The organism is Ensifer sp. ENS06 (assembly GCF_014852205.1).
Classification (GTDB): domain Bacteria; phylum Pseudomonadota; class Alphaproteobacteria; order Rhizobiales; family Rhizobiaceae; genus Ensifer; species Ensifer adhaerens.
This window is the reverse complement of sequence record NZ_JACVBC010000001.1, coordinates 637,063-656,439: the sequence shown is the minus strand read 5'-3', so window position 1 is coordinate 656,439 and position 19,377 is coordinate 637,063. Positions and strand designations below refer to the sequence as shown.

General features: G+C 61.8%; 23 protein-coding genes. 6 read left to right on the top strand and 17 right to left on the bottom strand.

The window, feature by feature from the left end; all coding sequences use genetic code 11:
- Positions 1-4 precede the first annotated feature (4 nt).
- The 8 genes from flgG to IB279_RS03280 all read right to left on the bottom strand — a co-directional run bounded on the left by flgG (position 5) and on the right by IB279_RS03280 (position 5,602).
- On the bottom strand, positions 5-793 hold the full coding sequence (gene flgG, locus IB279_RS03315) for a flagellar basal-body rod protein FlgG (RefSeq protein WP_034796905.1): 789 nt from the start codon (positions 791-793) through the stop codon (positions 5-7).
- 11 nt (positions 794-804) lie between these two features.
- Complete coding sequence (locus IB279_RS03310; protein ID WP_034796908.1) at positions 805-1,146, bottom strand: flagellar hook-basal body complex protein FliE; 342 nt, start codon at positions 1,144-1,146, stop codon at positions 805-807.
- Complete coding sequence (gene flgC, locus IB279_RS03305; protein ID WP_034796910.1) at positions 1,146-1,565, bottom strand: flagellar basal body rod protein FlgC; 420 nt, start codon at positions 1,563-1,565, stop codon at positions 1,146-1,148. The genes IB279_RS03310 and flgC overlap by 1 nt, the downstream gene beginning before the upstream one ends.
- A gap of 5 nt (positions 1,566-1,570) precedes the next feature.
- Positions 1,571-1,951, bottom strand: a complete 381-nt coding sequence (flgB, locus tag IB279_RS03300) for a flagellar basal body rod protein FlgB (RefSeq protein WP_034797574.1) — start codon at positions 1,949-1,951, stop codon at positions 1,571-1,573.
- Between the two features lie 179 nt (positions 1,952-2,130).
- Positions 2,131-2,685: a hypothetical protein gene (locus IB279_RS03295; RefSeq protein ID WP_060581897.1), complete on the bottom strand. Its 555-nt coding sequence runs from the start codon at positions 2,683-2,685 to the stop codon at positions 2,131-2,133.
- On the bottom strand, positions 2,685-4,076 hold the full coding sequence (gene fliI, locus IB279_RS03290) for a flagellar protein export ATPase FliI (protein WP_034797576.1): 1,392 nt from the start codon (positions 4,074-4,076) through the stop codon (positions 2,685-2,687). The genes IB279_RS03295 and fliI overlap by 1 nt, the downstream gene beginning before the upstream one ends.
- 18 nt (positions 4,077-4,094) lie before the next feature.
- Positions 4,095-4,820, bottom strand: coding sequence for a flagellar basal-body rod protein FlgF (gene flgF / locus IB279_RS03285; protein ID WP_034796916.1), 726 nt, complete (start codon positions 4,818-4,820; stop codon positions 4,095-4,097).
- 2 nt (positions 4,821-4,822) lie between these two features.
- Positions 4,823-5,602 (bottom strand): DUF1217 domain-containing protein, encoded by a 780-nt coding sequence (locus tag IB279_RS03280; RefSeq protein WP_034796919.1) that lies wholly within the window; start codon positions 5,600-5,602, stop codon positions 4,823-4,825.
- Between the two features lie 182 nt (positions 5,603-5,784).
- Here IB279_RS03280 and motA point away from each other — a divergent pair, with 182 nt between their 5' ends.
- The 6 genes from motA to IB279_RS03250 all read left to right on the top strand — a co-directional run bounded on the left by motA (position 5,785) and on the right by IB279_RS03250 (position 11,054).
- Complete coding sequence (motA, locus tag IB279_RS03275) at positions 5,785-6,663, top strand: flagellar motor stator protein MotA (protein ID WP_034796921.1); 879 nt, start codon at positions 5,785-5,787, stop codon at positions 6,661-6,663.
- A 4-nt stretch (positions 6,664-6,667) separates the two neighbouring features.
- Positions 6,668-7,603, top strand: a complete 936-nt coding sequence (locus IB279_RS03270) for a FliM/FliN family flagellar motor switch protein (protein ID WP_113187626.1) — start codon at positions 6,668-6,670, stop codon at positions 7,601-7,603.
- Positions 7,604-7,627: 24 nt separating this feature from the next.
- Positions 7,628-8,272: a flagellar motor switch protein FliN gene (fliN, locus tag IB279_RS03265; RefSeq protein WP_113187613.1), complete on the top strand. Its 645-nt coding sequence runs from the start codon at positions 7,628-7,630 to the stop codon at positions 8,270-8,272.
- Positions 8,273-8,301: 29 nt separating this feature from the next.
- Positions 8,302-9,333 (top strand): flagellar motor switch protein FliG, encoded by a 1,032-nt coding sequence (gene fliG / locus IB279_RS03260; protein ID WP_034796925.1) that lies wholly within the window; start codon positions 8,302-8,304, stop codon positions 9,331-9,333.
- Between the two features lie 198 nt (positions 9,334-9,531).
- Positions 9,532-10,608 (top strand): flagellar biosynthesis protein FlhB, encoded by a 1,077-nt coding sequence (gene flhB, locus IB279_RS03255; protein ID WP_034796927.1) that lies wholly within the window; start codon positions 9,532-9,534, stop codon positions 10,606-10,608.
- A 5-nt stretch (positions 10,609-10,613) separates the two neighbouring features.
- The gene (locus IB279_RS03250) at positions 10,614-11,054 is read left to right on the top strand and encodes a hypothetical protein (RefSeq protein ID WP_043613045.1); all 441 of its coding nucleotides are present in this window, start codon (positions 10,614-10,616) and stop codon (positions 11,052-11,054) included.
- Between the two features lie 106 nt (positions 11,055-11,160).
- Here the strand turns inward: IB279_RS03250 and visR are convergent, their stop codons facing one another.
- From visR to IB279_RS03205, 9 genes are all read right to left on the bottom strand, one after another.
- Positions 11,161-11,907: a transcriptional regulator VisR gene (gene visR, locus IB279_RS03245; protein WP_060607043.1), complete on the bottom strand. Its 747-nt coding sequence runs from the start codon at positions 11,905-11,907 to the stop codon at positions 11,161-11,163.
- A gap of 12 nt (positions 11,908-11,919) precedes the next feature.
- Positions 11,920-12,660: a transcriptional regulator VisN gene (gene visN / locus IB279_RS03240; protein ID WP_034796931.1), complete on the bottom strand. Its 741-nt coding sequence runs from the start codon at positions 12,658-12,660 to the stop codon at positions 11,920-11,922.
- An 842-nt stretch (positions 12,661-13,502) separates the two neighbouring features.
- Positions 13,503-15,179, bottom strand: a complete 1,677-nt coding sequence (gene fliF, locus IB279_RS03235; protein WP_034796933.1) for a flagellar basal-body MS-ring/collar protein FliF — start codon at positions 15,177-15,179, stop codon at positions 13,503-13,505.
- A 359-nt stretch (positions 15,180-15,538) separates the two neighbouring features.
- Complete coding sequence (locus tag IB279_RS03230; RefSeq protein WP_034796935.1) at positions 15,539-15,931, bottom strand: hypothetical protein; 393 nt, start codon at positions 15,929-15,931, stop codon at positions 15,539-15,541.
- 73 nt (positions 15,932-16,004) lie between these two features.
- Positions 16,005-16,559: a chemoreceptor glutamine deamidase CheD gene (gene cheD, locus IB279_RS03225; protein WP_034796938.1), complete on the bottom strand. Its 555-nt coding sequence runs from the start codon at positions 16,557-16,559 to the stop codon at positions 16,005-16,007.
- Positions 16,556-16,945 (bottom strand): response regulator, encoded by a 390-nt coding sequence (locus tag IB279_RS03220; protein WP_025425902.1) that lies wholly within the window; start codon positions 16,943-16,945, stop codon positions 16,556-16,558. Before IB279_RS03220 ends, cheD begins: the two co-directional genes overlap by 4 nt.
- The gene (locus tag IB279_RS03215; RefSeq protein WP_192339088.1) at positions 16,945-18,003 is read right to left on the bottom strand and encodes a chemotaxis response regulator protein-glutamate methylesterase; all 1,059 of its coding nucleotides are present in this window, start codon (positions 18,001-18,003) and stop codon (positions 16,945-16,947) included. The genes IB279_RS03220 and IB279_RS03215 overlap by 1 nt, the downstream gene beginning before the upstream one ends.
- Positions 18,000-18,908 (bottom strand): protein-glutamate O-methyltransferase, encoded by a 909-nt coding sequence (locus IB279_RS03210; protein WP_060581896.1) that lies wholly within the window; start codon positions 18,906-18,908, stop codon positions 18,000-18,002. Before IB279_RS03210 ends, IB279_RS03215 begins: the two co-directional genes overlap by 4 nt.
- Positions 18,905-19,375: a chemotaxis protein CheW gene (locus IB279_RS03205; protein ID WP_034796948.1), complete on the bottom strand. Its 471-nt coding sequence runs from the start codon at positions 19,373-19,375 to the stop codon at positions 18,905-18,907. The genes IB279_RS03210 and IB279_RS03205 overlap by 4 nt, the downstream gene beginning before the upstream one ends.
- Positions 19,376-19,377: the final 2 nt, after the last annotated feature.

Below are 19,377 nucleotides of genomic sequence, written 5' to 3'. Positions count from 1 at the left end.
TTCGTTACCTGAGGTTCTTGCTCACCGTGGCCGCCATTTCATCGGCGGCCTGAATGATCTTGGAGTTCATCTCGTAGGCGCGCTGCGCCGAGATCAGGTCGGTGATTTCCTTGACCGGATCGACGTTGGACGCTTCGAGATACTTCTGCTTGATCTGCGCGAAGCCCGGATCGGCAGGCGTGCCGACGATCGCGTCGCCGGAGGCCGGCGTCTGCTTGAAGAGGTTTTCGCCCTGCGGCTCGAGGCCCGCCTCGTTGACGAAGTTGGCGATCGTCAGCTGGCCGATTTCCTGCATGGCGGGGTCGTTGCCGATGCGCACCATCACCTGGCCGGAGCTCGTGAAGACGATGTCGGTCGCGTCCTGCGGAACGGTGATGCCCGGAACAACGGTGTAGCCGTCGATCGTCACGAGCTGGCCTTGCGCATTCTTGTTGAAGGCGCCGGCACGGGTATAGACCGTCTCGCCATCGGGCGTCTCGACCTGGAACCAGCCGCGACCGATCAGCGCCAGGTCGTACTCGTTGCCGGTCGAAACCATGCTGCCCTGGATGTGAAGGTTGCGTACGGCCGCCGTCTGCACGCCGAGACCGATGATCGCGCCTTCCGGAACGATCGCCTGGTTGGAGCGGTTCGGCACGCCCTGGGCGCGTTCGGTTTGATAAAGCAGATCGGAGAACTCGGCGCGCGCACGCTTGTAACCCGTCGTGTTGATGTTCGCGATGTTGTTCGCGATGACTTCGAGGTTCAGCTGCTGGGCGTTCATGCCGGTGGCGGCAATGGAAAGGGCCTTCATGTCTCGTTCCTTCAGATCTGCATGCGCGCGATTTCGAGGTAGGCGGTGACCACCTTGTCACGGATCGCGATCGCGGTCTGCAGCGACTGTTCGGCGCTCATCACCGCATCGACGACCTCACGGGTGTTTGCCTGGCCGCGAATGCCGTCGAGTGACATGCCTTCGGCCTTCTTCATGGCGCCGATGGCGTCGCTCGCCATGTCGCCGAGAACCGAAGCGAAGCTCTGCCCCTGCGGCACGCCCTGGGTGGCGGCCGGCATGCCGAAGATCGACGACGAGGATGACGTGGAGTGGGTGCCGTCGGTCTCTTTGGTGACCGAGAACGCGCCGAGGGATTTAACTGCATCGATCATTATTGCGAGGCTCTCAACAGGTCGATTGTCTGGGAAATCAGGTCGCGGGACTGCTTGATGGTCTGGAGGTTCGCCTCATAGGCGCGGTTGGCTTCGCGCATATCGGCCATCTCCACCAGGATGTTGACGTTCGGCAACTTGACCATGCCCTTTTCGTTGGCGGCCGGATTGCCCGGATCGAACTCGATGTTGAAATCCGAATCGTCCGTGCCCTGCCGCTCGATCTCGACCAGCGAGGCGCCGCTTGCGCGGTCCACTTCGGCAGCAAAGCTGATGGTCTTGCGGCGATAGGGATCCGCGCCCGGCGTATCGCCGGTGGAGCGGGCGTTGGCGATGTTTTCGGAGACGATGCGCAGGCGGGTCGATTCCGCCTGCAGGCCGGAGGCCGATACCTTGAGGGCCGAGGTCAATGGATCCATGGTTCTTACTTCCGTACCGCCATTAGCATCATTCGGTGAAAGGCCTTCACAAGGCCGGCGGAGAGCTCGTAGTCGCGCTTGATTTCGCCGGTCTTCATCATTTCCTGCTCGATCGCGACGCTGTTGCCGGATTGCTGGATCTGCACACCGTCGACCATGCCGACTTCAGCCACCTGAGAGGCTGCGAGGCCGTCCGTGAAGTGCATCTTGTTGGTCGCCGCCATCTGGATGCCGGCGTCCTGCAGCACGCTTTCGAACGGCTTGACGTCCTTGGCCTTGTAGTGCGGCGTGTTCGCATTGGCGATGTTGCCGGCCACCACGTTCTGGCGAACGGTCAGCCACTGGGCCTGCCGGGACGCGAGTTCGAAAAGCTGAATCGGTTGCATCAAAAGCTCCATGCTTGGTGATGCGAACCTAGGCCGGTAATCTTGCGTGGGACTTTCGTCGGAAAGCGATGCCCAAGGGATCGGGGCCTCTGCTGCCGGAGATTGCCTGCAAAAGACGGAAAGCCGCGTCATCCGTCAGAGATGGCGCGGCGGTCACGGGCAAGGAATGCGGGTCTACGTCAGTTGGCCTGGTACATTTCGCCGGACGAGGTGATCATCACCCAGTGGCCATCCCGCTGCTCGAGCGTGGCAAGACGCGTGTTGTCGGGCAGAACCGAGCCGATGCGCACGATATACATGCCGCTGGCATCCTCGATCAGCGCCCGGCCGTTGGCGACATGCATCAGCTTGAAGCCGGACTTGCCGGGAAAGGGCTGCGACAGCCCCTCTTCGGCAGCCGTACCTTCCGGTCCCGGACCAGCGCCGATGCCCGGCACGGTCGCCGTCGTCAACTGGTCGATGGCGGCCACGGTGTCGCCGTCCGCGTCGGGCATGGCGAGCGGAGAAACCGAGACGACGTTGCGCGCGGCGCGTTCCGGCAGATCACGGGTAGAGCCCTGCCACAAAGGCGGCATGGTGAACTTGTCCTGGTGGAAGAAGGCATACCAGGGAAAGAAGGTCGCGAACGCGGCAAGCGCCACGCCGGTCGCGGCCAGGAACTTGTCGGTCATCGGCATGCGGCTGCGCTTGCGCTGATGCACCATCTCGTCCGCATCATAATCGGTCATGGTCATCACCTCGCTCTCGCACCCGGCTGATTGCCCATCGCCGCCGCCTTCAGCGCGTTGGCGAGGTCGGAAAAGGCATCCTGCGCCGGGCGCTCACCGGCGGTCTGCGTCAGTACCTCGTAGATGACCGGCACCTGCTTGATCGCCATGTCGAGATCCGGATCGCCACCCGGGCGATAGCCGCCGATCAGGCGAAGGTCGCGGGTCTCTTCGAAGCGGTGGATCAGCGCCTTCAGGCGTGAGACCAGCTTCTCCTGGTCGGGGGTCCAGGCCTTGCGCGCCAGGCGCGAGATAGAGGCGAGCGGATTGATCGGCGGATACCGCCCCTCCTCCGCAAGACTGCGCTCGAGCACGATGTGCCCATCGAGGATACCGCGCGTCGAGTCGGCGACCGGATCGTTGTGGTTGTCGCCGTCGACCAGGATGGAGATGATCGCCGTGATCGTGCCGGCGCCTTCGGTGCCGGGGCCGGCGCGCTCCAGAAGGCGCGGCAGTTCGGTGAAGACCGAGGCCGGATAGCCGCGCGCGATCGGCGGCTCGCCGGACGCGGTTGCGACCTCGCGGATCGCGTGGGCGAAGCGGGTGACGCTGTCGACAATCAGAAGAACATTGTCGCCGTTGTCACGATAATGCTCGGCGATGGTGACGGCGGTCAGCGGCGCCATCTTGCGCAGCATCGGGCTTTCGTCGCTGGTCGCGACGACCGCGACGGACTTCGCCAGATTATCGCCCAGCGTATCCTCGATGAATTCGCGCACTTCGCGGCCACGTTCGCCGACCAGCGCGATCACCACCTTGTCGAAGGCATCGGCGCGCGCCAGCATGGAGAGCAGCGTCGACTTACCGACGCCCGAACCGGCAAAGATGCCGAGACGCTGGCCAAGGCAGAGCGGCGAAAAAATGTCGATCGCGCGCACGCCGGTCAGGAAGCCCTTTTCGACTCGCTTGCGTGTCATCGACGGCGGCGCGGTGTTGGTGATCGAGCGGCGCACGTCGCCCTGCTGGAGAGGTCCGAGACCATCGATCGGCTCACCGAGCGCATTGATCGCGCGGCCGCACCATTGGTCGGTCGGCGCGACACGGAAGGCGCCCTTGCGAATGACCGTGTCGTGGATGCCGATCGGATCGCCGGGCTCGATCGGGCAGACGACCACCCGCTCCGGCTCGACCCGAACGACCTCGCCGAGATGGGTTCCGGTGACGCTCTTGTGGGCGACGAAATCGCCGAGCCGGACATGCCGCGACAGGCCAGTCACCGTGTAGTGGCCAGGCGAGATCGTCTGGACGTGACCGCCGGGCGCGATCGAGAATTCGGGTTTGGCATAGCGTTCGACCAGGCCGGCAAGTGCCGCCAGAGATGTCGATCCCGTGCTCGTTTTCTGGCCTTCGCTTTGCATGCCGATGTCCGTCACAGATTAGCGGCTGCCGCCAAGCGTCTTGACCGCTTCTTCGAGCGATCCTTCGCTGTCGCGCAGCAGGGCGGTGATGTTGTCGAAGGCGCGGGTGACCATGATCAGCTGCGACATTTCCTGAATGGCATTGACGTTGGACTCCTCGAGGAAGCCCTGCATGACGCCGACATCGAAACGGTCGACGACCGGCTCGACCTGTGCCGCCGGCTGGACGGCGCTGTTGTCGAGACGGATGAAACCCTTACTGAAATCGGCCTCGTAAAGGCCGAGCGAGGCGACCGCGACACCGTTCTGGTGAAGCGCACCATCGGCGCCGACGGTGATGTCGCCGCCGTTGCCGTTGAGCTGGATCGGCGCGCCGCCGGCGTCGAGAACCGGATAGCCGCGAATGGTGACGAGTTCGCCGGTATCCGTCAGCGTGAACCGCCCGTCGCGCGTCAGCGCCGGGCCGGCGGGCGTCTCGATTTGGAACCAGGCATCGCCCTTGACGGCGAAGTCGAGCGCCGAGCCGGTGCGCGTCAGCGAACCGTTGCTGGTGTTCAGGAACTCCTCGCCCTTGTTGACATAGGCAACCTTGGTCGGCTTGGTGTCGCCGAGCATCTCGTTGAACTTCACCTCGGTGCCGCGGAAGCCGACGGTGTTGGCGTTCGCGATGTTGTCGGCAAGCGTATTGAGGCGCTTTTCAAGCGCCATCTGCGACGAAATCGCGACGTAGAGACCGGTTTGCACGCTCAGTTTCCCCCGAGTTTCAGGCTGTTGATGGACAGGAGAAGATCGGAAGAAATGCCGTAGCCGCTCGATGAGCCGAAGACCGCGAGCGGATCATAACCGTCCGTTGAATTTTTGGTTTCCCAGAGCGCGGTGAACCGGTCGAGAAACTCGGCTACCTTGGTCGGGTCCTGGAAGTCCTTGAAATCGAGCGCCTGTTCATAGGTCTCGGCCTGGCGATCGACATTGGTCGCTGCGAATTCGTCGGGCAGCTGCAGCGCCGTGCGCACCACCTGGGCAATCGCCTCATCGGCGATGATGGCGTAGCCGCTGTTGATCGTCGGCGCCATGCGCGAAAAATAAAGGGCAAGCCTGACGCCGGCATTCTCTTCGCCTGCGTCCTGTTCCAAGGTCTGGCGCGTGTATTTTTCTGCGACGCCCTTCTGCGCACGGTCGAAGGATGTGGCGGCCGCGCCGTGGGCGGCAAAATTCAGCGATTCGACGAGCTGCTTGTAACGGTTGTCGGTCAGCTTGTTGGCAAAGGCATCTTCGTTGTCGACGCCTTCGGTCAGCACCTTGCGCATGAAGGCCTTGGCATAGGCCATGTCTTCCAGGCCATGCGCCTTCATCGCGTAATTGTAGAGGCGGGTATCGGCAAAGAAGTCGTCGATCGTTTTGACGTCGCCGATCTTCGACAGATAGTACGCGGTCTCGCGCGCCACATCCGGCTGCTCGGCAACGCGGGCCAGCGACTTCGTCAAGTCGGCCGTAATCAGCTTGTAGCTCGTATAGGTCGTGGTCACGATCGCTCCGCCCCTGCCGGAATGAGACAGGCAGCCCCTGAGCCTGCCCTGACAAATCCTGACCGGACAGCCTTGCGCGAACCTGTTCCGCCAGGTGGCCTTGTCGCCAGGACCGGCCAGCCTCACGCAAGGATGAAACCGTATCCCGTTAGCGGAAAATAAGATCGCGGCAGGTATCGAAAATGAATATCATCATCGGGCTTCTTGTGACGTTCGGCTGTATCCTCGGCGGCTATCTGGCGATGGGCGGCCACATGGAAGTCCTCAACCAGCCCTTCGAACTGTTGATCATCGGTGGCGCCGGCGTCGGCGGTTTCATCATGGCCAACTCCATGAAGGTGGTGAAGGATACCGGCAAGGCGCTCGGCGAAGCCTTTCGCCACAAGGTGCCGAAAGAGCGCGAATATCTCGACACGCTCGGCGTTCTCTATTCGCTGATGCGCGACCTGCGCACCAAGTCGCGCAACGAGATCGAAAGCCACATCGACAACCCCGAGGAATCTTCGATCTTCCAGTCGGCCCCGACGGTTCTGAAGAACAAGGAACTGACCGCTTTCATCTGCGATTACGTGCGCCTGATCATCATCGGCAACGCCCGTTCGCACGAGATCGAAGCGCTGATGGACGAGGAAATCCAGACCATCACCCACGACAAGATGAAGTGCTATCACGCGCTGAACACGATGGGCGACGCCTTCCCGGCGATCGGTATCGTCGCAGCCGTTCTCGGCGTCATCAAGGCGATGGGTGCTATCAGCGAGGCGCCGGAAGTTCTGGGCGCCAAGATCGCGGCCGCCCTCGTCGGCACCCTGCTCGGCGTGTTTCTCTCCTATTCGATCGTCGCGCCGCTGGTCGCCAACGTCAAATCGGTGCGCGAAAAGCAGAACCGCCTCTACATCATCGTCAAGCAGACGCTGCTTGCCTACATGAACGGTTCGGTTCCGCAGGTTGCTCTCGAATATGGCCGCAAGACCATCTCGGCCTACGAGCGTCCGTCGATCGACGCAGTCGAGCAGGAAATGATGAACCCCGGTGGCGGCGGCGAAAGCAAGGCGGCTTGATCTGATGACCTCCAACGTTCACGCATTCGACCGTAAACTTCTGGCGCGCATGACCGGCGCGCTCGGCGACGACCGGGTGATCGGCCGACTGGCCCTCGAACTCGGCCAGGTCTTCGGCGAATTCCTGCCAGATATCTGCCGAGCGGAGACGGGTCTCGACATCACCATCGGCTATGCCGGCCATCGGACAGGCATGCGCCGCGAATTGATCTCGTCGATGGGCACCGGCGTGCTCATCAGCGAGGTTTCGCTGCGTAACTGGTGCACGGACTTTCAGATCGGCTGCGACAGCCCGATCATCATCGCTCTGGTGGAGGCGCTGCTCGGCGCCGAGCCCGCCGGCATCGAAGAGCCGCAGCCGCGCGCGCTCTCCCAGATCGAGATCGACGTGGCCGTGCCGCTGTTCGAGAAGATCGCCGATGTGCTCAGGACCGCCGTCAATGCCCCCGGCGGTTTCGAGCCGATCGTCGAACGCCCGCTCAACAGCGTGGCGCGCCCCAAGCCCGATCCGATGATCGAGGACGTTCACGCCGGCGCCATCGACATGACGATCGGCTTCGGCCCCGTGCTTTCCACCTTCTCGATCATCGTTCCGCAAAGCGTGCTTCTGAAGACAACGATCGTCTTCCCCAAAGGAAGCGGACAGCAGCGCAAGGCGAAGGCCGAGTGGACCGAACAACTGGAAGAACAGGTTCGCCGTTCCGCGGTGACGATCGAGGCGCGCATCCGGCTCGAAAGTCTGACGCTCGACACGATCAGCCGCCTGCAACCGGGCGACGTCATTCCCTTCCTCGACGCCCAGGACGTTCGCGTCGACGTCAATGCCAATGGCCGCGACCTCTATGTCTGCGAATTCGGGCGCGCCGGATCGAAATATACGGTTCGGGTCAAGGATACGCACGGATCCGAACAGGACATCCTTCGCCACATCATGAGTTAAATCGGCCTGCCGCGCGCTCGCAGCATGCCTGAGGCAAGCTTCAACTGGAATAGTTCTCACATGGCACCCAAAAAAGCACCCATCAACGAACAGGCCGAAGTCGCTGTCGGAGACATGGAACTCGACCAGGCGATCAATGACCTGCGCGGTGTCCTGAAGCAGGATTCCGACACGCCTGATGCTTTCGGCTCCGAATTCGGTGCCGAAACGCTTGGCACGACCGATTTCGGCAGTGATTTTAGCGCACCGGCCGCTGGCGGCCTCGACGCATTCGGCGGCGATTTCGGCTCCAGCGACTTCGGCGCCGATCTCGGCGGCGCGGCCGCGACGAGCGACTTCGGCGGCACGGATTTTGCCGCGACGTCCTTCGACAGCGCTGATGTGGCCGTCGATACACCGCCCGGCAGCGGCATGAACGCCAATCTCGACCTGATCATGGACATTCCGATCGACGTCCAGATCGTGCTCGGATCGAGCCGGATGCAGGTTTCGGGCCTCATGAACCTCAGCGAAGGCGCAACGATCGCGCTGGATCGCCGCATCGGCGAGCCGGTGGAGATCATGGTCAACGGTCGCGTGATCGGCCGTGGCGAAATTACCGTTCTCGAAGGCGACGATACCCGCTTCGGCGTCAAACTCATCGAGATCAAGGGCAATAAGAAGTCGTAGGGCCCAATGATTGGGCGAAGGATGAATCCATGATGGATTTCGAAAGTTTCGAGGCTCAGGCGCTATCAAGGCCGCTCAGCCAGACGGACAAGGCAGCGGCCGTTCTGCTTGCCATGGGCAAGGGCGTCGCCAGCAAGCTGTTGAAGTTCTTCACCCAGAGCGAGCTGCAGTCGATCATCGCCTCGGCGCAGTCGCTGCGCGCCATTCCGCCGCATGAGCTCGAAGCGCTCGTCAACGAGTTCGAAGACCTCTTCACCGAGGGTGCCGGCCTCATGGACAACGCCAAGGCGATCGAGAGCATTCTCGAAGAAGGCCTGACGCCGGACGAAGTCGATGGCCTGCTCGGCCGACGCGCCACCTTCCAGTCCTACGAAGCCAACATCTGGGATCGCCTGCAGGAGTGCGACCCGGTTGCCGTTTCCGTCCAGCTTGCCAAGGAACATGCGCAGACGATCGCTTACGTGCTGTCGATGATGCCTTCCAGCTTCGGCGCCAAGGTGCTGCTGCAGCTGTCGGAAGAACAGCGCCCGGACATCCTGAAGCGCGCCGTCAACATGAAGGACGTCAACCCGAAGGCCGCTGCGATCATCGAAAACCGCGTCATGGAAATGATCGGCGAGATGGAAGCGGAACGCAATTCGGCGGGCCCGGCCAAGATCGCCGAAGTGATGAACGAACTCGACAAGCCGCAGGTCGATACGCTGCTCGCCTCGCTCGAATCGCTCAGCACCGCCTCCGCCAACAAGGTACGCCCGAAGATCTTCCTCTTCGACGACGTGCTCTACATGCCGCAGCGCAGCCGCGTTCAGCTCTTCAACGACGTGTCGACCGACATCATCACGATGGCGCTGCGCGGCTCGACGTCGGAACTGCGCGAATCGGTACTCGCCTCGATCGGCGCGCGCCAGCGCCGCATGATCGAGTCCGATCTCGCCATGGGCGATGCCGGCATCAATCCGCGCGATATCGCCATCGCACGCCGCTCGATCACGCAGGAAGCCATCAGGTTGGCTGCGAACGGACAGCTCGAACTCAAGGAAAAGGACGTGCAGGCGGCCTGAGGCCTGCCTCCGTCTGACGAGCCGCACAAAGCGGCCGGGCTACCGCTCCCCAAAGGGTAATTTCTGTTGAGCCCCGGCGAATGCCGGGGCTCAACTCTTGCCTGGTTCCCGCGCTCGGTCCACTACAGGAGGCGCAATGCAGGGCGTATGTCCGCCGGACGCGCGTCGCTGTAGAGGAACCGGGAGCCGTCCTGTCTCATGTCGGACGATCAGGATAAAGACAGCAAAACAGAAGCCCCGTCAGAGAAGAAGATCTCCGACGCCGCCGAAAAGGGTAACGTTCCCTTTTCTCGTGAAGCCACGATGTTCGCATCGACGCTCGCGATCTACATCTTCTTCGTCTTCTTCCTGACCGACGGCGTCGCCACCCTCACCGAGGCGCTCAAGGATATCTTCGAGCAACCGGAGGCCTGGCGGCTGGAAAACGCCACCGACGTCGTGGCACTGATCACCCATCTCATCTGGAAATCGACAGCCCTGGTTGTCCCGGCTTTCGTCCTGCTCATCGTCTTCGGCGTCGGCGCCTCCATCTTCCAGAACCTGCCCGTGCCGGTTCTCGACCGCATCCAGCCAAAGCTCAATCGGGTTTCGCCGATGGCGGGGCTCAAGCGGATCTTCGGCATCCAGGGCCTGGTCGAATTCGGCAAGTCCCTGTTCAAGATCATCATCGTGTCGGTCGTCGTCGTTCTGGTGCTCTGGAACGACTATTTCGCCACGCTCGACCTGATGTTTTCCGATCCGGTCACGATGTTCTCGACGATGGCGAGCGACCTCAACGAGATCATGATCGTCATTCTGCTGTCGACCGCAGTGCTGGCGATCGCCGACCTCTTCTGGTCGCGGCACCATTGGTACACCGAACTGATGATGACCAAGCAGGAAGTGAAGGAGGAAATGAAACAGGCGCAGGGCGACCCGATCGTCAAATCGCGCCTGCGATCGATGCAGCGCGACCGGGCGCGCAAGCGCATGATCTCGTCTGTGCCGCGCGCCACGCTCGTCATCGCCAACCCGACCCACTATGCCGTCGCCTTGCGTTATGTCCGCGAGGAGAGCGACGCCCCCGTGGTCGTCGCAATGGGCCAGGACCTGGTTGCCCTCAAAATCCGTGAAATTGCGGAGAAAAACGGTGTTCCGGTCTTCGAAGATCCGCCGCTTGCACGCTCCATGTTTGCACAAGTCTCGGTCGATAGTGTGATTCCACCGGTGTTTTACAAGGCTGTTGCCGAACTCATTCACCGGGTGCATGCGTCGCAACCAAAACGGATGACATAACTCCGATGAAAAAGTGCGAATTCTCCGAGAAGCGGGAACAGATCGTAGCTGAAGCAATTCGCCCCGTGGCGACCGAACTGCGTCTCATCGACGCCGCCGATTTCATCGCGCTATTACGGTTCGAGTCCTATGCCAGCCTCGCTGACCTCGTCGAATCGGCAGCGGAGCTCTATTTTCTGCCCGGCACGGTCAATTTCGGCCTCGGCGGCAACTACAATCTGGATTGGGACAGCGAGCCGGAAATCGTGCTCGACCTCGAACTGAAACCCCGCGGCGTGACCATCTATGTCCGCCTGTCGCTCGGCAACGAGACGGCCGGGATCGAGATCAGCCACATCAATTTCCAGAACCCCTCGTCCGACCCGGACGAGAACACGGCCTTCCTGGCTCGGAGCCTGGCAGAGGCGAAATTCATCAAGTCCTATGAGTTGCCGCTGGCGAGCTGAAAGCACCGCTCCGACGGGTCTCGTGCGGACGTGCGATTGACGCCGGCAGGTTAAATTCCGTCGGCGTCGCTGCTCAAAAGGCCGGAGCGATCCGTCTAGTTCAGAGTCAGCTGATGTAGCCGAGGCGGATTGCCTTGGCGATCGCCTGGATGCGGTTGACCGAATCGAGCTTCGTCGTCGCCGCGCCCAGATAGGCGTTGACCGTGTGGACCGAAAGTCCCATGCGCTCGGCGATCTCTTCGCTGATGTGACCGTCGCCCGCCATCTGCAGGCAGGCGATCTCGCGGTCGCTCAAGGTTTCCGCCGGTGCGACACGCTTCTCGTCGGCCGCCAGCAGATCGGTCATGATCATGCAGCTGCGGCCGTGCAGATCGACCACCTGCTCGGTGGAGGCATCCACATAGCTGCCTGCGAAGACGACATAGCCGTTGCCCTGGGCGCCGAGCCTGACGGGAAAGGCGATGCCGGAATAGGGAAGCTTGCGGCCCTTCAGGCGATGCGCGAAAGGCGCCAGCTCGGAAAGCTCTGCCGCTTGGTGTTCGCCGGCGCCGTCCCAAAGGACCGGCAGCAGCGACTGGTCGAGATGAGCGACGAGTTCTTCGCCATAGGCATTGACGAGATCATGGGCGTTCGCTTCGGCAGCGACGCCCCAGTTGTCGAGGACGCAGGTGAGCTTTCGGGTGCTGCCGGTTCCCTTGCCGTTGAGCCGCAGGACTGCAAAGTGCTTGGCGTTGATCTGACGCTGCATGGCTTGCAGGCGCGTGACCAAGGTGGCCGCTCGCGCGGCGCGGTTGCCGTTCCTCGCGAGCTTCTGCTCGTCCTCGATCCGCCCGCCGCCAAGAAAATGCGTCATCGCGCCCGTCCCTTACACAAGATTGTTGCGCACCGCGTAGGCAATCGCTTCCGACCGCGTCCTGGTCGCAGTCTTGCGCATGACGCTGGTGATGTAGTTGTTGATGGTGTTGCGCGAAATGCCGAGGATCACTGCGATCTCTTCGCTCGTCTTGCCTTCGGCAATCCAGAACAGGCACTCGAGTTCGCGCTCCGTAAGCTCGAAATCGCGGTCATGGCGGACTTCGGCGCGCGTGGTGAAGCTTGCCAGATAGCCCGCCAGCAACGTCACGTCACGCAGGCTCTCCTGCGACAGGATCACGTCTTCCGGGACCAGGAGCATCAGGGAGAAACGCAGGCGCCCGACATTGAAGGTGATCGCGCAATATTCGCGGCTGATGCCGCGCGGAAGCTCGGTATTGTCTGGCAGCGCATGAAAACACGGCTGCAACACTGCGAGGCACTTTTCCAGTTCGGTGGTCTTGGCATGAAGCGCGGTGATCACGCCGGAAAGCCGCCGGACGACGTCGAAAGGCCAGTCCGAGCAGACCACATGGTCGAGACCGCTGTCCTGTGACAGATCATAGCGCGCCAACAGATAATGGCTTGCGCCGACATATTCCGTCAGCGCCGAAAGGCCGCTTCCGAGAGCACCGCGCCCGGCGACTTCGCCCAGTCGTCGCAAAAGCTGCTCGCGCGAAAACCCGCCGCCGCGTGCGCGTGTCGGTGCCGTCGGCAAAGGCCAGACAGCAATGTCTGCTTGCGAAATGTCCATGAGTTCAGCCCCTGTGCCGGATCCACATCCCGGAACTGCATTTGCGCTGCCGCCGCCAACAGCCGGCCGAAGCCGAATATCACCACCAGTCGCAGATCAGGACACGAATCAACTGCTAAAAATGTACATCGACGCGAGAAAAAAAACATCGCCCTCTTCTGGCTATTTACTTCGTGCCGCTGGCATGTCGCGATTCGTGATCAGTCACCCCTGCCAACGCCCCTGCGCCACTGCCAGAACCGGCGCGGCATCGCAACACATTGAAAAGCAGAGATTTTTCTCCTGAAAATCCACAATTTCCCCGCCTCAGGCGGGATCCGATGCAGCGTTGCAAGTGGAAAGCACCGGAATTTCATCCCAAAAAAGGACGGTTCTGCGCGTTCAGAGAATTTCGAATTCGCACGATATTATACTTTGTTTTCATAGCTGTTGCTCAAATGCACCAGCCCATTTTCAGACAACGCTCATTTTACCGATATATAAATTGTGAAATCCATAGAATTAATTTCGGCTATAACAAAGATATATTTCGATTGAACTCTGTATTGCTCGAAACCGTCATAGTAGATGACACAGCACAATGCACGTCATGCGGGCGCGCGGAATCTATAAATTAAGATATCGTTAAAACATTACCATCCGGGATTCCACCGGGACTCACGCGAGCTCCCTTCGAAACTTGAAGCAATTTTGAAGCCAGATGAAAACCGGCGGCCGGACTCCCGCAATATTTGCTCCCAACATCGAAATCCACCGCAAGCGCGATCACAGGCAGCGGGGACAAGAAAAATCCCGCCACGAGGGCGGGATTTGCAAGAAATTCCAAAGCTGTTTTCTGAGTGTCAGGCCGCCTTGTCGAGAGCCCACTTGCGCAGGATCTTCGCCGCGCGCTCTTCGCTGATCTCGACCATGCGGGCCAGGCGCCGTTCCGGCCCTTCCTTGACGCGGCGGTTGAAGCCGCCGCTGTCGTCGCCCATGCTGAGCAGGTCGTCGGTGCTGTCGAAGCCGAAGTCCGAGCCGAAGCCGTCCATGAGCGCGCCACCGGCACCGGCATTGGCCGGAGAGAAGTCGGGCAGTTCGAGGCCGGCTGCTTCGCCCTGGATCTGACCGGCACCGCCACCGAGACCGAGCTGGCGTGCCAGGGGCCGCATGCCCATCCAGACCACCAGGAAGGCGACGACGATGAAGGCGAGCGCGTTGATGATACCGCCGAGATTGCGAGTGAGCGTCTCCATCACACCGGGACCGGCCACCGCCTGGTCGAGCAGCTGCGTCTCGACGAAGTCCATGGCGGTCAGGGTCACGACGTCGCCGCGGTTGGTATCGAGGCCGGCAGCCGAAGCGACGATCTTCTGCATGTCAGCGAGATAGGCGTCGATCTTGGCCTGATCGGCCGGTTCGCCGACCATCGCTGCCAGGCGGCCGCGGTTGACGACGACGGCAACGGAGAGCCGCTCGACCGTATAGCTGTTCTTGACGGTGGCGATCGTCTTGCTGTTGATCTCGTAGTTGGTCTGCTCTTCCTTCTTCTCGGCCTGGTCGCTCGACTGCGGGCCGGCACCGCCCTTCGGGGCGGCCTGAGGAATGTTCTGCTGCACCGTCGCTGCATTGTCCGGTTGCTGTTGGCTGGACTTCTGCTCTTCCTTGGTCACGCGGGTAGAGCGTTCGACCCGCGATTCCGGATCGAACACCGTTTCCTGGATCTGCTGCGTGTCGGTGTTCAGACGTGCCGTGACGCTCGAACGGAAGTTGTCCATGCCGAGGAACGGAGCGAGCGCGTTGTCGATCTTCTTCTCAAGCTCGGTCTGGACGTTCTGGACGACGCCGAGCGACTGGTTGAGGGCGCTGTTGGCCGGATCGTCGCCCGATGCGAGAAGCTGGCCGGTCGAATCGAGCACGGTCACGTCATCGACGTCGAGCCCCGGTACGGACGAGGCGACGAGATGACGGATCGAAGCGGCGGCGCTGCGGCCGACCGTGGCGCTGGCGCGAATCATGACCGAGGCGGTGGGGTTCTGGTCTGCCTTGCGGAAGCTGCCGCGCTCCGGCATCACGATGTGGACGCGGGCGGCGGCGATACCGGAAATCTGCTGGATGGTGCGGCCGATTTCGCCTTCGAGGGCACGCACGCGGGTCACTTCCTGCATGAAGGAGGTGAGGCCGAGCGAGCCGACATTGTCGAAGAGTTCATAACCGGCATTGGCGCTGCTCGGCAGGCCACGCTCGGCGAGCAGCAGGCGCGCCTTGCTGGTCATGCCAACGGGAACCTGCAGACTGGCGCCGTCAGCCCCGACATTGAAGTCGATGTTGGCCTCGGCCAGCGCGATGCTGATCTGAGTGACATCGCTGCGTTCGAGCCCGACATAGAGCGTCTCGAACGAGGGTCTGTTGACGTAAATTCCAGCCCCGAGCACCATGCCGACCGCGACAATGCCAGCCGCCGCCAACGCGATCAGCTTGCCTTGCCCGAGACTGCTCAGGTTCTTCGTGAACGTCGAGAGTTGATCCAACAGACTCATTCTGTTTCCGCACCCAGTATCGCAAGGTCAACGGGCCGATCATCGGCCGAGCGCCCTGCGCAGTTCCAACATTCGGGTTTTCTGGGTATCGACATGCCGAGTATCGACTTCCAATGCGCGCGAATCCACCAGTCCCGATCCGGACCGTAGGAAACGAAACTTGCGCGAACTTGGCTTGATGCGCCCGACCGAAGCGGCGGAGGCGCCGCCGCAAAACTTATGCACTGGGGCGAAATGGACCGTCGGACGCAGCCAAACCTGCGCGCAAAGTCGCGGCCGCGTCAGAATTCTGCACAGCAAGTCATTGATTTTAAATGGATGTTTCTTGAACCCGCGTCCTGCGAGGCTCTCTGGGAGCGTCAGAACGCTTCGAAATCACCGGCCGCCTTCGTCAGCGGTTGGGAGTGGCCGTGGCGCAACATGCCGTTGCCAAGTGCCTTTTTCATATCGGCAAGCTTTACCAGATTGACGGCCGTGGTGACGTCGACCATCCAGGCGTCCGGGATCGATGCGGTAATCGTGTCGATGAACTCGGCCAGCCCGCGGGTCTTCTGCACGGCAAGGTCGATGCCCTGCAGCACCATCATCTTGTCGGGATTGGCAAGCGCATCGGCGCCGTGGTCACCGGCCAGTTGCGGCTCGATCCGCTCGATCAGATAGGCGACGTCATGCAATTCGGTGACGATGCGCATCAGCACTTCGGGGAGCGCTTCTTCCACGTGCGGCATGTGGCCCAGGTAGTCGGTCTGCATGTGTATGTCTCACGTGGCTCGGGGCTGCGGTAGAAGTCGTATTTCAGGCCTGCAAGGCGTCTGCCTCGCAGCATCAGAAGAATTCGATGGAGCTTTCGGCCGGCTTCGGCGCGACGATCGGGCGTTCCTCCAGTTGCACCGTGCGCTGCGTCTCGACGCCGGTCAGGGCGTATTGCCGGGCGCGGCCAGACGACGGCCAGTATTCGAGCTTGCGGCCGTGCTCGCCGCCCGTGCTCTCGCCGACGATGCGTATGCCCTCGTCGAGCAGGAACTGGCGCGCGAAGGCGGCGTTCTGTTCGCCGACATTGGAAAACCGCGCGATCGTCTTGGCGCCGCCGAAGATCTTGGCTTCGAGACGATCTCGCCGGGCGCCCTGTTTCAGGAGACCGTTGATGAGCAATTCCATGAGGTGGACCCCGTAGCGGGTCGCGTCGCCGCCGGACATGGGCGACGTCGCGGAACCTGGCAGCAGGAAGTGATTCATGCCACCGACGCCGGCCACGGGATCGCGCATGCAGGCTGCCACACAGGAACCGAGAATGGTCGACAGCACGATGTTCGGATCGTTGAAGACCTTGTACTCACCCTGGATGACATGCACGCGCTTGCCGGCGGCTTCCATGTTCATTTGAGCGCCCCGAATACGGCTTCGATCGCAGCCTTCATCTTTTCGATGGTGAAGGGCTTGGCCAGAACGTTGTTGGCACCGAGGGCCGCTGCCTTCTGAACCAGGGCACGGTCGCCCTGGGCCGTCAGGATGATGAAGGCCGCCTTCTTGGTCGCCGGGTTCGAACGGACCGCCTGCAGCAGGCCGAGCCCGTCCATCTTCGGCATGTTGAAGTCGGAGATCACGAGGTGGTGCGGGTTCTGAGCCATGATCTTCATGCCCTGCTCCCCGTCACCGGCGGCGGTGATCTGCTTGAAGCCGAGCTGCTGCAGGGCGTCACCCAGGAGCAGGCGGCTCGTCACCTGATCGTCGACGATCAGAACTTTGATTTTTTCGGCGATGGACATTATTCGCTTCCTTCCTTGCGGAGCGCCGCTGCTTTCAGGACCTCCTCCCCGATGGATCCGAGGGGGAGCTGGGTTTCAACGGCGCCCAATTCATAGGCGACTCTCGGCATGCCGTAGACGACACATGTCTTTTCGTTCTGGCCGAAGGTCTTTGCTCCGGCATGCCGCATTTTCAGGAGACCGGAGGCGCCGTCGCGCCCCATGCCGGTCAGAATGACACCGATCGCATTGCGTCCGGCAAGCTCGGCGACCGAATCGAACAGCACGTCGACCGAAGGCCGATGCCCGTTGACCGGGTCGCGGTCCACCAGGCGGCAGCAGGGTGCCGTCGGGTTGGCGACCTGCAGATGGCGCTCGCCACCGGGCGCCAGGTAGACCTTGCCGATTTCGAGCCGCGCGCCGTCCGTCGCCTCCTGCACCGCCGGCGCGCAGAGACGGTTCAGCCGCTCCGCGAAGCTCTTGGTGAAGGTGTGCGGCATGTGCTGCGTGATGACCGTCGGCGGGCAATTGGCTGGGAACTTCTGCAGCAGCGTGATCAAGGCTTCAACGCCGCCTGTCGAGGCGCCGATGGCGATGATCTTGCGGCCGGCCCGGTACTCGGACGCCGTATTCGCATTGGCCGGAGCCGGCGCCGCGACCTTATTGCCGGTGATGATGAACTTGCGCTGCGAGCGAGCGGCCGCCTTTACCTTGTCGACGAGGCCGGCAAAGGGATGGGGATCGCCCGGATGCGGCTTGCCGACACAATCGAAGGCGCCGATCTCGAGTGCTGCGATCGTGGCTTCAGCGCCCTTGTGGGTAAGCGTCGAGACCATGATGACCGGCATCGGCCGCAACCGCATGATCTTGTCGAGGAATTCGAGGCCGTTCATGTTCGGCATTTCGATGTCGAGGGTGACGACATCGGGATCGAGTTGCTTGATCGCCTGGCGCGCTTCCATGGCGTCGGCCGCCTGGCCGACGACGGTCACGTCTGGATCCGCGTTGAGCACGGCCGTAATCAGGCCACGCATTGTGGCGGAGTCGTCAACGACGAGAACGCGAGCGGGAGTGGTCATGCCCGTCCTCCATGAAATTTGCCGGTGTGGCGGTAGGTGGTGATGCCGATGTTGTCGAAGTGCGCCTTCGCGTCACCGGACACCCGTTCGGAATGGCCGATATAAAGGTGACCGTCGGTGTTCAGCATGCCGGCGAAGCGCGACCAGATCTTCATCTGCGTCGGCTCGTCGAAATAGATGACGACGTTGCGGCAGAAGATAACGTCGAACGGCCCCTTGAACGGCCATTGCGCCATCAGGTTCAGTTCGTTGAAGGTGATCAGCCGCTTGACCCGATCGTCGACCTGCCACTTGAAGCGGCCGCCGCTGTTGACCTCGGAGAAATATTGCTTGCGCATGGCCGGATTGACGGTTTCGAGCGCGGTTGCGTCGTAGGCACCGGCGCGGGCGAGCGCCAGGATCTTCGGGTCGATGTCGGTTGCCAGGATCCGGAAGTCGTAGTCGGCCGCATTCGGCAGCAGCGACAGAACCGTCAGCGCAATCGAATAGGGCTCCTGGCCGTCCGAGCAGGCGGCCGACCAGATGCGCACCCGGCCGCCGGCCTTAGCGCGCGCGATGAGCTCCGGCAGCACGTCGGTCTTCAGGTGCTCGAAGTGATGGTTCTCGCGGAAGAACCGCGTGAAGTTGGTGGTCAGATGCGAAAGCATGTCGCGCCGCGCAGCCGCACCGGCGGGCGAAGCGACCAGCTGGCAATATTCGCGGAAGCCCTTGAGCCCGAGATTGCGGATATGCTTCGACAGCCGCGAATAAACAAGCGACGCCTTGGTCTCGTTGAGATAGATGCCGGCATCCGCATAGATCATCGCAGCGATCTCGGTAAGATCGCGGCGGGTCAACGGATACTCGCCGCTCGCCAGGCACTCGTCCGGCGACAGTTTCTGTTCAGCGATGGGCTGACTTCTCATGCGGCTTCCCTTTCTTCCTGCGGGAAGATCGCTTCGAGTTCAATGAGACAGATCATCCGGCCTTCGATCGCAAGCACACCGCGCGCGAAGCTCTTTTCGAACTCCGACGAGATGACATCCGGCGTCGGCTGGATCTTGTCGTCTGTAATCGTCAGGATGTCGGAGACGGCGTCGACCAGAAGGCCGACGACCTGGCTCTTGACCTGCGCGACGATGATGACGTGACGCACGGTCGGGTCGGCCGGTGTCATGCCGAGCCGGGCCGAGAGATCGACGATGGGCAACACCGCACCGCGAAGGTTGATGACACCGAGCACATAGGATGGCGCATGCGGCATGGATGTCGCAGGCGTCCAGCCACGGATCTCGCGCACCTGCATGATGTTTACGCAGAATTCCTGATCGCCGACGCGGAAAGCGATCAGCTCCCGTCCGTCCGTGGTCAGATTTTTTGCGGCATAGGTCATTG